We start from the raw sequence: 12,984 nt of genomic DNA, 5'->3' as shown, positions 1-12,984 counted from the left end.
AGGCAGCACATGAGATCCCTGATCACCGCGCTGGCCTGCCTCCTCGCCATGTTCGTCGCCCCCGTCGCCCCCGCGAACGCCGCCGTCGGCATTCACGTGAGCGGTACGAAGATCGTGGAGGCCAACGGCCAGGAGTTCGTCATGCGCGGCACCAGCCACGCGCACACGTGGTACCCGTCGCAGACCAAGGCGTTCGCGGACATCAAGTCGCTGAAGGCCAACACGGTGCGGGTCGTGCTGAGCGGCGGCCGCTGGACCCCCAACAGCGTCTCCGACGTGGCCAACGTCGTCTCCCTCTGCAAGCAGAACAAGCTCATCTGCGTGCTGGAGAACCACGACACCACCGGGTACGGCGAGCAGAGCGGCGCCTACACCCTCGACCAGGCCGCCAACTACTGGATCAGCGTCAAGTCCGCCCTGGTCGGCCAGGAGGACTACGTCATCGTCAACATCGGCAACGAGCCGATCGGCAACAACGCCGTCACCCCGGGCTGGGCCGCCGCCACCACGGCCGCGATCCAGAAGCTGCGCAGCAACGGCTTCCAGCACGCGCTGATGGTGGACGCGCCCAACTGGGGTCAGGACTGGCAGTTCGGCATGCGCGACAACGCGCGGGCGGTCTTCGACAGCGACCCGGCCAAGAACACGATCTTCTCCATCCACATGTACGGCGTCTTCGACACGGCCGCGGAGATCAACGCGTACATGGACGCGTTCAAGACCGCGGGGCTGCCGCTGGTCGTCGGCGAGTTCGGCTTCAACCACTCCGACGGCAACCCGGACGAGGACACGATCATGGCCCAGGCCGTGAGCCGCGGCCTCGGCTACCTGGGCTGGTCGTGGAGCGGCAACGGCGGCGGCGTCGAATACCTCGACCAGGTCACCAACTTCGACGTCACCCAGCTCACGGATTGGGGCCGGCGGCTGTTCAACGGCGCCAACGGCATCGCCGCCACCTCCAAGCAGGCCTCGATCTACGGCGGCGGCACCACCGACCCGACCCCGCCCAGCACGCCCGGCACCCCGTCGGCGTCCGGCATCACCTCGTCGGGGGCGAACCTGTCCTGGACCGCCGCCACGGACAACGTGGGCGTGACCGGCTACGACGTCTACACCTCGACCGGGACCTCGCTCGGCTCGACCGCGACGAACTCGATCACGCTGACCGGGCTGACGCCGGCGACCACGTACCAGGTGTACGTCAAGGCCAGGGACGCGGCCGGCAACCAGTCCGCCGCGTCGCCCACGGCGTCGTTCACCACGCTCAGCGGCGGCGGCACCGGCGGCGGCTGCACGGCCGCCGGCACCGTGCAGAGCCAGTGGAGCACCGGGTACGTCGTGCAGCCCGTGACCGTGACCAACACCAGCACCTCGACCAGGTCGAGCTGGACGGTGACCTTCACGCTGCCGGTCGGCCACACGCTCACCGGCTCCTGGAACGCCACGGTGACGGTCAGCGGCCAGACCGTGACGGCCAAGAACCTGAGCTACAACGGCACTCTGGCGCCCAACGCCACCACGAGCTTCGGGGTGCAGGCGAGCCGGCCGAGCGGCAACACGTCGGTGCCGTCCGGGTACACGTGTGCCAACTGAACCGCCTGTCGGATTGCTGCGTATGAGGAGGTGAGGCGAAACAACATCCCTGCCCAACGAACCATCCCGCCCGGATGGGACGGACGCGGCCGATACCTCCAATCGGCCGCGTCTGTATTTATGGCCTCTGCTCCGCAGAGGCGGCTCGGTCGCTGGGATCCGTTGCCTTCCCTCGTCGCTCTGGTCGCTGCGCTCCCGACGCTCCTCAGTCCAGGCAACGGCGCTCCCTCGCAAACCACAGCAACGGCTATTTGGCCTGGGCCTTTGTGGCTTCGGCGAAGCGTTGGCGGGCGGCGTCGATGGCGTCCTCGTCCTGGAACTCGGCGAAGGCCGCCTCGTGGTAGCGGGCCGGGATGAGGCGCTTGACGCGGTCCGGGTAGCCCGCGCCCGGCTCCGGCACCCGGACCAGGGGAGGGATGCCGACGCGTACCGCGATCGGGCCGGCGGCCCGTACGGAGGTGGCCCAGTCGGTGCCCGCGCCGGTGACCGCGCACATGTGGCGCGCGTACACCCACTTCACCTCGACGAGGGAGGTCGCGGTGGGCGGATCGAACCCGAAGGGCTCCACCGCGCACACGACGCGCGAGTCGAAGTCGTGGCCGTGCGCGTGGTGCTCGTCGAGCGAGGACTGCTCGAGGATGAGCGTCACCTGGGCGGCGAGCTCCCGGTTCAGCTGCGACGACGGCTGGCGGGCGGCGAAAAACATCACCCCGGCCAGCGCCAGGCCGGCCAGGGTGATGAGTGCCGCGGCAAGCCCGCGACGTGACTTGATCACGGGCTGGTGCAGGTCAGGGCCGGGGCCGGGTTGGGGATCGAACCGGTGGCGTTGAAGCCGAACGTGGTGGTCGCGTTCGGCGCGAGCTGCCCGTTGTAGGTGGCGTTCTTGACCACCACGTTGGGCGGCTGCCCGGACAGCACGCTGTTCCACGGCGAGCCGTCGAAGCCCTGCCCGCCGGAGTACGTCCACTTGACGGTCCAGCCGTTGATCGAGGAGGTGCTCGTGTTCTTCACGGTCACCTCGCCCTGGAAGTGGCCGGCCCAGCCGGTGTCGGTGGCCTTCCACGTGGCGGTGCAGGCGGCCGGGCCGGCCGTCGGCGTGACCGTCGGCGTCACCGTCGGGGTGGCGGTGGGCGTGCTCTGGCCCGGGCCGACACCGGTGACCTCGCCCTTGCCGCCGTCGAAGACGACGTCGGAGCAGCTGTAGAAGTTCTCGTTGCTGTCGGAGCGCACCCACATCGTGTAGATGATGTGCCGGCCGGTCTTGCCGGACGGGAGCTGGGCGTTCCAGTAGTAGTAGTTGAGCGCGCCGGCGGGGCCGGTGTCGGGCGGGTTGGTGACGCTGCCGAACGGCTCCAGGTCGGACCACTTCAGCGGCCCGTTGGGGTTCCAGCCGTTCTTGGTGATGTAGTAGTTGAAGGCGCCGGGGTGCTTGGCCCAGTTGCTGTGCCGCATCTGGATGGTCGCGCCCGCGGTCAGATGGGTCAGCGGCCAGTCGCTGCGCACCGCGTTGTAGGCCGAGAAGTCGTAGGGGCCGCCGGTGCCGCCGCTGCAGAGCTGCCCGTCGGGGATGAACCCGGTGGTCCTGCCCCCGCCGTCGGAGCGCAGCACAGCGAACCAGTTGTACAGCGGGGTCGTGCCGCTCTGCGCGACGGCCGCCGCGCACGCGGGGTTGTAGGGCATGATCTGGCCGTTCTCCCGCAGGCCGTCCTGCCAGCACAGGAACGTCCTCGCGGCGGGGAACATCGACACCCCGTGGGCCAGTGCCTGCGTGGGCACCATCAGGACAGTCGTGATCAGAACCATGACGGCGGTGATCGCCGCCGACTTGAATAACCTCATGGGGATTCCCTTGCGCTGACGACTTGAGGAAACCTGCCCCACGAGCAGCCCGCCCGGCCACCGCATTGAATCACGCCCCGCACGACGTCGACAACGCGCCGTGAAACTTTCATTCGATCTTGGTCATATCCGGTGCAGACGCTACTCTGGGAGCGCTCCCATCGGGGGATGTGGCGCGCGGCGTGCTTTGCGAGGGGTACGGACCGCGTATTAGAGGGGTACGGCGGGTGCTGCCGTACCCCTCCTCAACCCGGGCCGTCAATCCCGATCGAGCGCGGCGTCGATGTCGTCGAGCCTGGCCTGCAGCTCGCTCAGGCAGGCGGGTGCGAGCCGCCCCTCGCCGAAACGGTCGGACAGCTTCCGGCGCAGGCTGTCCGTCCTCGCCACGCTCGGGCCGTGCGGCCCCACCGCACCGCGCAGCACCTGTTTGAGGTCCAGCACCACGTCCGCGTCGGTCGCGCCGCACGGCGTCCTGGCCTCCAGCACCGTGTTGAAGCCGTCCACGGCCTGCTCGATGCTGATCGCCGTGGCCGGCGAGCTCTCGATCAGCCGGGTGGTCGGCGACGTCTTGACCGACACCTCCGGCGTCGGCGTCGGCTCTGGCGGGTGCGGCTGGAGCCCCGTCTGCTGGAACCACAGCAGGGCCGAGAGCGCGACGGCCGCCGAACCGGCGACCGTGAGGCCGCGTCTGACGTGCCGAGCCAGGCTCGCCGCGCCGAGCGCGGAGGTCAGCGCCGAGACGATCTCGGCCGCGGTCGGCCGCCGGTCCGGCCGGTCCGCCAGGCAGCGCTGGCAGAGCGAGGCCACGGCGTACGGCACGCCGGCGACGCGGGGCGGTGGATACGTCCTGCGCGCCGCCTCGATCTCCTCCCACGTCGTCTCCGGGTACGGCGTCCGCCCGGTGAGCATGGTGTGCAGCAGCACGCCGAGGGCGTACACGTCGACCGCGGGATGGGTCGGCGCGCCGAGCAGCCGTTCGGGGGCGACGTAGGGAGGGGTGCCGCGCTCGTCGTCGGGATCCCCGGCCCAGGCCGCGATGCCGAAGTCGAGCAGCTTGGGCCCGTCGGCGGTGAGCAGCACGTTCTCGGCCGTGACGTCCCGGTGGACCAGGCCGCGGGCGTGCCCGGCCATCAGGACCCGGGCCAGCCGCAGCGCGATGGCCGCCGCCTCGGTCCACGGCAGCGGACCCTGCTCGATGCGCTCGGCCAGCGGCGTGCCGTCGAGCAGCGGCATCACCACGTAGGCGGCGACGCCGCCGTTGGTGGTGACGGTCTCGCCGTAGTCGTAGATGTCGATGGAGTCGGGATGGATGAACCGGGCGGCGGCGCGCGCCTCGCTGCGGGCGCTGACGCGCTCGCCGCCGCCGGCATGAAGTGAGGCGGTGAGCACCTTTACGGCGATCATCCGGTGCAGGGACTGGTCGAAGGCACGCCAGATGACCGACATGCCCCCGCGGGCCAGCGGATCCAGCAACAGATACCTGCGGGCCAGTACGTCCCCCGGCTCAAGCCGACTCACGGACGACCAGTTCTGTAGGGAGTACGGGGTCGATCCCCGCGGCCCCCGTCAGGAGCAGCCGGGTGGCGACGGTGGCGAGCTCCTCGACGGGCTGGCGGATGGTGGTCAGGGCCGGGACGGTGTGCCTGGCGACCGGGGCGTCATCGAACCCGATCACCGCCACGTCCGCCGGCACCTTGCGCCCGGCCCTGCGTAGTGCCTGGATCGCGCCTGCCGCCATCAGGTCCGAGGCGACGAAGACGGCGTCCAGACCTGGGGCGTGGCGTAACAGCCACTGCATGGCGTGGGTGCCGGAGGCCGCGGTGAAGTCCCCGTAGGCCACGGGCACGTCGGGCGCGCCCTGTTGCCTGAGGGTGCGTACCAGGCCCTCTAATCGGTCGCGTGCGCCGGGCAAGGATGGTGGCCCGCCGATGGCGGCGACGTTGCGGCGGCCGGACAGCAGGAAGTGCTCCGCCGCCTGGCGCCCGCCGTCGAGGTTGTCCACGTCGGCGTACGGGAGTTTGAGATCGTGTGGCGGGCGGCCGATGTTGCGGACCGGGACGCCCGAGGTGGACAGTTTGATCGCCAGGGGGTGGCGCTCGCGCGCGCCCACGATCAGCACGGCCCCGGACAACGCGGGCAGTACGGACGACGTGGGCGTGACGGTGGTCACCATGAGATGGGTGCCGTGTTCGGCGATCACGGCCCCTGCGGCGGACAGGAGCCGTGCGTAGTAGGGCTCGGAGAACAGGCGTGGAAGGTGGTCGCAGATCACCACCGTGACGCCGTCGGCCATGGTCTTGGCGGCCGTTCCCCTGGGGGCTCGTTGGCGGACGTATCCCATGCGGGACACGGCGTCGTAGACTTGCCGGCGGGTCGAGGTACTGACCCGCACCGAGCCCGTGAGGACTCGAGATGCGGTCGCGGGGGAAACCCCTGCAGCGGCCGCCACCTGTGCCAGTGTGGGCTGCTCGGTCATGGAGCACCTCGCGGAAAAGATCCTGGGAGCGCTCCCACGTTACCAATGTTTCGTCGCTGTTAATAGGGCCTTTGCTGGGAGTGCGTCCCATTGTGCGGACGCACTCCGAATTTGCTCAGCTAGAGGCCCTGCCGGCCGACAGTTGTTTTTGTGTCGAACGTTGATCACGCAATATTTGCGTGTCTGTTTTCGCCGTATCCGGTCAGCGGGTCACCGTTGTGCCGATCTGTGCCTCGTCGAGTGGGCCGTCCGTGTTGTCCTCCGGCTGGGGGCGCACCGGCTGCCGGGGCTGGCAGCTCGCACCGCAGCCGCCGAAGCGCGCGGTGTTCACCGGGGTGAAGTCCGTCGCCGGGATGCCCTTGAGCGCGGACAGCATGGTGTCCTTCCAGATCGGCCCCGGGATGGAGGCCCCGAAGACCGAGGGATAGTACTGGCCGCCGATGGTGATGTTGTTCAGCTTGTGCGTCACCGCGCCGCGCGGGTCACCGATGCTGACCGCGCCCGCGAGGTCGGGGGTGTACCCGGCGAACCAGGCGGTGGACTGCTCGTCCGTGGTGCCGGTCTTGCCGGCGGCCGGCCGGCCGATGCCGCCGACGCCCTTCATGGTGCCCTTGGTGAACACGCCGGACAGGATGCTGGAGGCGGCGTCCGCGACCTCGGGGTCGAGCGCCTGCTTGCACTTGGGCTTGTAGTTCGTGACCTTGCCGTAGCGGTCCTTGATCGAGGAGATGGCCATCGGCTCGCAGTACTTGCCGCGCGCGCCGATCGCGGCGTACGCGTTGGCCACGGTCACCGGGTCCATCTCGTTGATGCCGAGCGTGAACGTCTCGTACTCCTGCAGGGGCAGCCCGTCGGAGCGCTCGATGCCCAGTGACTTGGCCGTCTTGACCACGTTGCACAGGCCCACCTTCTGCTCCAGCGCCATGAAGAAGGTGTTGACCGAGCCCCAGGTGCCGGTGGCCAGCGACTTGAAGCCACCGCCGCCGCCCTCGGCGTTGGTGACGGTGAAGCCCGGCTCGCCCATGTTCTGGCTCTTGCAGTTCTTGAACGACCAGTAGGCGGGGGCGCGGTAGCCGTCGCCCACCGAGATCCCGTCGTTGATCTTCATGCCCTGGCCCAGCGCGGTGAGCAGGGTGAACGTCTTGAACGTCGAGCCCGCCTGGAAGCCGGTGCCGCCGCCGTGCTCCGCGTTGGCGACGAGGTTGTAGGACATCTCGTTCTTGCGCTTGTTGGTGCCGTACTTGCGGCTGGCGGCCATGGCCTTGATCGCGCCCGTGCCCGGCTGGACGAGCGCCTCGGAGGCGACCGGGTTGTCGGAGGCGAACACGTGCTTCTTGATCGCCCGCTCGGCGGCCTTCTGCATCTTCGGGTCGAGCGTGGTCTTGATCTCCAGGCCGCCCCGGTTGAGGAACGCGGTCCTGGCCTTCTTCGTCTTGCCGAAGTCCGTGTTGCTGAGGATCTCGTTGCGGACGTACATGCAGAAGTACGGGAAGTCGCTGGCCTCGCAACCGCCGGGCAGCAGGGTGCCCCTGTAGCCGAGCTTGGTGGCCTTGGCCTCGGCGGCCTGCTCCGGCGTGATCTTCTTCAGCTCGGCCATCCGGTCGAGCACGACGTTGCGCCGGGACAGCAGCCGCTCCTTGAACTCCTTGCCCCGGCTGGGGTCGGTCTGCAGCGGGTCCTGCACGGCGCCGGCCAGGGTGGCGGCCTGGGGCAGGGTCAGGTCGGCGGCCTTGACTCCGAAGAAGCGCTTGGCGGCCGCCTCGATGCCGTAGGCCCGGGCGCCGAAGTACGCGATGTTCAGGTATTTCTCGAGGATCTGGTCCTTGGTGTACTTCTGCTCGATCGCCATCGCGTAGCGCAGCTCGTTGAGCTTACGGGCGTAGCTGGCCTCGAGGGCCGCGTTCTTCTCCTTGGCGGTGGTGGCCGAGTTGAGCAGCACCTGCTTGACGTACTGCTGGGTGATGGACGAGCCGCCCTGGGCGATGCCGCCCGAGGCGAAGTTCTTGGCCAGGGCGCGGACGGTGCCCTCGATGTCGATCGGGCCGTGCTCGTAGAAGCGGTAGTCCTCGATCGAGATGATGGCCGTCTTCATGATCTCGGCGATGTCCTCGAGCTTGACGTTCTCGCGGTACTCCTCGTAGAACGTCGCGATCGGCTTGCCCGTGGCGTCCAGCACCGTCGTCCGCTCCGCGAGGGGCGGCTCCTTGAGGTCCCGTGCCTTGATGCCCAGATCCTCGGATGCCGAGACGAACATCGCTCCGGTGCCTCCGACCGCGGGCAGTGCGATGGCCGCGGCGACCACACCAGCCGCTGCCGCCGCCCCGGTCAGGCGCGCGATACTCGACAAACGGGAACCCATGGTGGTAAAACCTCCCCCTCGTGGCATTAGGGTGCATCCTAAACCCCGCCATGACGTGCTCTCGGTAAAAGCTTGGACGCTGCTTGGGGCGAGTTTGTTCGCGCCGGGAAGCGGGATTTTTCCGGCTCTGGCGTCGTAACGCCGGATCGTGCTGCGTGGGGCCGCTGTGGCACGTGTGACGATCTTCAGTTTCTGCCAGGTGCGGGCAAAGAAGCGTGTTGACGCGCGGGTGGGCGTGTGCCCGTCTGGCAATGTCTGTTTCCTGCCGGTCATGGTGGGGGGACTTATGCGTCGTGCCGGAGATGGCGAGCATTTCGATCGGTTGCTCGCTGCTGCGAGGACATATTGGGGCGAGAGTCCCAGTGGTGAGAGCTGCGTCGTGGCCGAGGCGTTCGACCAGGACATCAGAGTCGTGGTCCGCACGCTCATGGTCGCGAAGGCGGTCTGCGAGCTGCTCTCCGCGCGGCTGTTCGCGCTGGTCGAGCCCGAGTGGCGGAGGCTGGCGGAGGTGTTCGGGGCCGAGGGGGACGGGCGGCCGAGGGTGCCGCCGGCCGCGCTGGTCACCAGCCGGGCGGATCCGTACGTGATCAGGGACATCCCGGTCGTGCACGTCCACGGGACAGGGTCGCTCAAGGCGTACGCGATCTTCCCCGACCAGGGGCCCTGCTCGTTCCGCGAGGAGCTGCCCGCCAGGGTGGGCGCGTTCTTCGAGCGGCACGTCTGGCCGTACCGGGACCTGATCAGGCCGGGCGCGGAGCGGACGGCCTGGCGGGCCAAGAGCGGCTACCAGATCCGCACGGAGACCGAGCGCCGCCAGCTGCGCGACTACGGCTGCGCCCGCCTGGGCCTGGACCCGAACCGGCCGACCATCGCGGTCTTCGGCCACACCCCGGGCGAGGACACCGATCTGTTCCAGTCGACGGTGGACTTCGCCTCGTCGGACCCCTCGGCGAACTGGCTGTTCCTCGACCCCGTCGGCTACCCGCACTCCCGGGTGAGGTGCGTGACGGGCGCCCTGTCCACGAACCTCCTGTGGAGCATGGCGGACGTGGGCGTCACGTTCAGCGACAGCGACCTGCCCGCGTTCGGCATCCCGGTCGTCCAGGCGGGCTGGTCGGTGGGCAGCTCCTGCGGCGGCACGCACGTGGCGCGCGACCCGTCGGACATCCGCCTGTGGCTGGACGAGGCCATCGCCAAGCACGAGAAGGGCGAGTCCATCCTGGAGCCCGAGCAGCGCGACCGCGCCCGCCTGTGGCTCTGGCTGCGCCGCTGCGGCGCGGACGTGCCCACCCAGCTCCTGCCGCACTGGGAGTACGGCGTCGACTACGCGCGGGCGCTGGCCGTGAACCTGTGGCACGTGGAGCGCGACGGAGACCCTCTCTACAGCGCGGTCGCCCGCATGTGGACCAGGCGCGAACCCATGCTCACGCGCTTCGACTTCCACGACCCGGCGGGGCCGTTCATCAGGAACACCTTTGACCGGTTCCCACGGTTCGGCGATGTCGTCCGCCCCGACGAAGACCCCATGAGCAGTTTCCACGAGCCGGAAGAGTCGTCATTCACGAGGAGCACCCCATGAGCACCCCAGGATCCGCCACCGAGCTGGACCAGCTGATCCTCCCCGCGATCCCGCCCGTCCACCTGCGCAGCGGCCAGATCGCCGCGCTGCAGGTGATCGACAGGCTGCAGCGGGGCAGCTCGATCGTGGGCAGGTTCGAGACCTCGGGGCTGGCCGGGTTCAAGGTCTCGGCGCAGGGTCGCCCGCTGCGGGTGCTGGTGTCGCTGTCCACCGACGACCGGTCCGTGAGCGGCTGGTACGCCGGCAGGACCGAGCCGCTCGGCCTGCAGCCGCGCCTGGTACAGGTGCGCTCCCAGGGCCGGCTGCGCCAGTGCGTGCTGCTCAGGGGGCGGCGGGCGCACGCCCAGGTGGCCTTCGACCTGACGGCGGAGGAGATCCCCGACGACGGGCTGATCTGCGTCGAGGTGCTCGACATCACGGAGGGCGACGGGGTCTGCGAGGACGTGCGCCAGGCCGTGTCGGGGCACGTCATGGCCGACGGCGTGGCCGGGCTGCGGCTGGACAAGGTGGTGTTCGAGGAGCCGCCGGCGGTGGACTTCGACCCCGACACGCTCGACGGGTTGCGCTGCGAGGTGTGCTCGCTGATCAGCGCGGGCGGCCTGGCCAACCGCAACCGGCAGGGCACGCGCGTGCTGCGCGCGGGCATGTTCGTGGTCAACCCGGTGCTCAAGGACACGTTCGGGTCGAGCGGCCGCCTCACGCTCAGGCTGGGCACGAAGGCGGAGCCGGCCAGCCTCATCCCCGCGACGTGGCGGCGGGTCAACAGCGAGTGGCGCTGGATGCGTCACGCCACCAGGAAGCTGCTGGGCATCGCGGCGCCGCCGGTGGAGCGCGTCATCAGCATCAGGGACGGGGACGCGGGGCTGCCCGAGCTGCGCACGGACGGCAACATCACCGAGCTCACGCTGCCCAGCCCCACGAACTCGCCGTACCTGGTGATGATGGGCCAGTGCCTGGGCGCGGTGCCGACGCTGGAGTCGGCTGCGAGCGGCCTGGCCTCGATCTGACGGCCATGGGCGTTTCGGGCGGGCTCGCCGCGATCCTGCGCAAGCTGCTGGACGGGCCGCTCGGCCACCCGGAAGGCCCCGCCGCCTAAAAAATCGCGACAATCCGTGATTATGCCGCTCAGGGGGCAGTCGTTCTTATGTGAGGAACGGCTTGTACATCGAGACGATCCGGCACCTCCATTGCACGGTCTTGCGCGCCGGCGGCGAGCTCGACCACGCGGGCCGGGTCCGCTTCAGTGCCCGCATCAACGCCGTGTGGGACTGGAGCGCGGGACCCGTGCTCGTGTTCGATCTTGGTGATCTGGACTTTTACGACTCGTCCATCATTGGGGTGCTGGCCATGGCGATGCAGCGGATGGAGGAGCAGGGGAGCGGCCGGATCATCGTGGTCCGGCCGTCGGACCACCTGCTGTCGGTGCTGCGGCTGACGGACCTGCTGTCGCATGTGGAGCTGCGGGAGAGCGTCGAGGAGACGGTGGCGGAGCTGATGCTGGACGACCCGGCCCGCGGCTCGCCGTCGCTCTCGCACCCGCGCTTCTCGACCCCCCGCCGCTGACCCCTCCGGGCGTCAGAGGCCGTACGCCTCCAGCAGGCGCAGCCACACCTCGCTGACCGTCGGGAAGGACGGGACGGCGTGCCAGAGGCGCTCCAGCGGCACCTCGGCCGTCACCGCGATCGTGGCGCCGTGCAGCAGCTCGGCCGTGCCCGGCCCGACGAACGTGACGCCGAGCAGCACCTTCCTGTCCTCGTCCACCACGGCCCTGGCCCGGCCGCGGTAGCCGTCGCCCAGCAGGTACGCCCCGGTGACCGAGCCCAGCTCGTAGTCCACCACGCGCACCCGGAACCCCTCCTCCCGGGCCACCGCCTCGGTCCTGCCGACCGCGCAGACCTGCGGGTCGGTGAAGACCACCTGCGGCGCGCCGAACCCGTCCGCCAGATCCCGCATCGCGGGCAGCTCGTCGCCACGCGCCCGCGCGGCGATCACGTCACCGCAGATCCTGGCCTGGTACTTGCCCATGTGGGTGAGCAGCGCGCGCCCGTTGACGTCGCCGACCGCGTACAGCCAGCCGTCGGGGACGCCGGTCGCCCGCATGCTGTCGTCCACCTCGACGTACTTCCCGTCGGGCAGGCCGATCGTGCCCAGCCCGATGTCGCCGGTGGCGGGCCGGCGGCCGGTCGCGACCAGCAGCTCGTCGGCCTCCACCGGGGGCCCCTCGGACAGGTGGACCGTCACCTTCCCGCCGCGCTCGGGGCGCTCGATCCTGACGGCGTCGGTGCGGGTGCGCACCTCGATGCCCGCCTCCGCGAACGAGTCGGCCAGCAGCTCTCCCGCGAACGGCTCCATCCTGGCCAGCAGCCCGCCGCCGCGCACCAGGACGGTCGTCTGCCGCGCGCCGAGCCCGTGCATGGCCTGGGCCATCTCGCAGGCGACCACGCCGCCGCCGAGCACGGCCAGCCGCTCGGGCACGGAGCGGGCCGCGGTCACCTCGTGGCTGGTCCAGGGCTCGGCCTCGACCATCCCGGGAACCCGGGGGACGGCCGCCGTGCTGCCGGTGGCCAGGACGACGGCCTGCCGGGCCGTCAGCACCCGCTCGCCGCCGTCCTCGGTGGTGACGCGTACGCGCTTGGGGCCGTCGAGCCGCCCGTGCCCGCGTACGAACTCGGCCGGCACGCCCTCGATCCAGCCCACCTGCCCGGAGTCGCTGTAGTTCGAGACGGCCTCGTCGCGCCGGGCCAGCACGGCCTCCACGTCGAGGGGCCCCAGCGAGAGCCCGGGGACCCTCGCCACCTCGCCCATCAGGTCGACCGGCCGCAGCAGCGCCTTGCTGGGGACGCACGCCCAGTAGGAGCACTCGCCGCCGGCCAGCCGCTCCTCGACGATCGCCGCGGTCAGGCCGCCGCGGACGGCCCGGTCCGCGACGTTTTCACCGGCGGGACCGCCACCGATCACGATGACGTCGAACTCGTCAGCCACCACGCCTCCAGAAGCACTCGCTTATGAACCGAACTCTTTCATGCCGCCGGCCCGGCCCTGCTGGGGGCAGGCCGGTCGGATGCCCCCTCTGTCGCTTACATCCCTCCTCCACCGCCTGTCACACTCATCTTCACGTCTCGTTCACCCGGCGGCCGT

10 protein-coding genes are annotated in these 12,984 nt (G+C 70.0%); 4 read left to right on the top strand and 6 right to left on the bottom strand.

Features of this window, described 5'->3' with window-relative positions; all coding sequences use genetic code 11:
• The first annotated feature begins 9 nt into the window (after positions 1-9).
• A complete protein-coding gene (locus HD596_RS11635; protein ID WP_185069271.1) occupies positions 10-1,593 on the top strand; it encodes a cellulase family glycosylhydrolase in 1,584 nt (527 codons plus the stop codon).
• Between the two features lie 247 nt (positions 1,594-1,840).
• Here the strand turns inward: HD596_RS11635 and HD596_RS11630 are convergent, their stop codons facing one another.
• From HD596_RS11630 to HD596_RS11610, 5 genes are all read right to left on the bottom strand, one after another.
• Complete coding sequence (locus HD596_RS11630) at positions 1,841-2,368, bottom strand: hypothetical protein (RefSeq protein WP_185069270.1); 528 nt, start codon at positions 2,366-2,368, stop codon at positions 1,841-1,843.
• Complete coding sequence (locus HD596_RS11625; RefSeq protein ID WP_185069269.1) at positions 2,365-3,432, bottom strand: lytic polysaccharide monooxygenase; 1,068 nt, start codon at positions 3,430-3,432, stop codon at positions 2,365-2,367. The genes HD596_RS11630 and HD596_RS11625 overlap by 4 nt, the downstream gene beginning before the upstream one ends.
• 258 nt (positions 3,433-3,690) lie before the next feature.
• A complete protein-coding gene (locus HD596_RS11620; protein ID WP_185069268.1) occupies positions 3,691-4,950 on the bottom strand; it encodes a serine/threonine-protein kinase in 1,260 nt (419 codons plus the stop codon).
• On the bottom strand, positions 4,937-5,908 hold the full coding sequence (locus HD596_RS11615) for a LacI family DNA-binding transcriptional regulator (RefSeq protein WP_185069267.1): 972 nt from the start codon (positions 5,906-5,908) through the stop codon (positions 4,937-4,939). The genes HD596_RS11620 and HD596_RS11615 overlap by 14 nt, the downstream gene beginning before the upstream one ends.
• A gap of 202 nt (positions 5,909-6,110) precedes the next feature.
• A complete protein-coding gene (locus tag HD596_RS11610) occupies positions 6,111-8,255 on the bottom strand; it encodes a transglycosylase domain-containing protein (RefSeq protein WP_313043648.1) in 2,145 nt (714 codons plus the stop codon).
• A gap of 391 nt (positions 8,256-8,646) precedes the next feature.
• Here HD596_RS11610 and HD596_RS11605 point away from each other — a divergent pair, with 391 nt between their 5' ends.
• The 3 genes from HD596_RS11605 (at position 8,647) to HD596_RS11595 (ending at position 11,409) form a co-directional block, all read left to right on the top strand.
• The gene (locus tag HD596_RS11605; protein ID WP_185069265.1) at positions 8,647-9,846 is read left to right on the top strand and encodes a hypothetical protein; all 1,200 of its coding nucleotides are present in this window, start codon (positions 8,647-8,649) and stop codon (positions 9,844-9,846) included.
• Positions 9,843-10,853, top strand: coding sequence for a hypothetical protein (locus HD596_RS11600; protein WP_185069264.1), 1,011 nt, complete (start codon positions 9,843-9,845; stop codon positions 10,851-10,853). The genes HD596_RS11605 and HD596_RS11600 overlap by 4 nt, the downstream gene beginning before the upstream one ends.
• A 151-nt stretch (positions 10,854-11,004) precedes the next feature.
• A complete protein-coding gene (locus HD596_RS11595; protein WP_185069263.1) occupies positions 11,005-11,409 on the top strand; it encodes an STAS domain-containing protein in 405 nt (134 codons plus the stop codon).
• 12 nt (positions 11,410-11,421) lie between these two features.
• On the opposite strand, the gene HD596_RS64725 is transcribed toward HD596_RS11595, so the two are convergent.
• Positions 11,422-12,828 carry a dihydrolipoyl dehydrogenase family protein gene (locus HD596_RS64725; protein WP_313043644.1) on the bottom strand — a complete coding sequence of 469 codons (1,407 nt, stop codon included), beginning with the start codon at positions 12,826-12,828 and terminating at the stop codon, positions 11,422-11,424.
• Between the last annotated feature and the right edge of the window lie 156 nt (positions 12,829-12,984).

It is taken from the genome of Nonomuraea jabiensis (assembly GCF_014204795.1).
Taxonomy (GTDB): domain Bacteria; phylum Actinomycetota; class Actinomycetes; order Streptosporangiales; family Streptosporangiaceae; genus Nonomuraea; species Nonomuraea jabiensis.
The sequence above is the reverse complement of the archived record's forward strand: the minus strand, read 5'-3'. Positions and strand labels throughout refer to the sequence as shown.

Bases quoted from the DNA above. Each gene is read 5' to 3' on its own strand.
- HD596_RS11615 (WP_185069267.1), bottom strand. From the start codon at position 5,908: ATGACCGAGCAGCCCACACTGGCACAGGTGGCGGCCGCTGCAGGGGTT.
- HD596_RS11635 (WP_185069271.1), top strand. From the start codon at position 10: ATGAGATCCCTGATCACCGCGCTGGCCTGCCTCCTCGCCATGTTCGTC.
- HD596_RS11600 (WP_185069264.1), top strand. From the start codon at position 9,843: ATGAGCACCCCAGGATCCGCCACCGAGCTGGACCAGCTGATCCTCCCC.
- HD596_RS11625 (WP_185069269.1), bottom strand. From the start codon at position 3,432: ATGAGGTTATTCAAGTCGGCGGCGATCACCGCCGTCATGGTTCTGATC.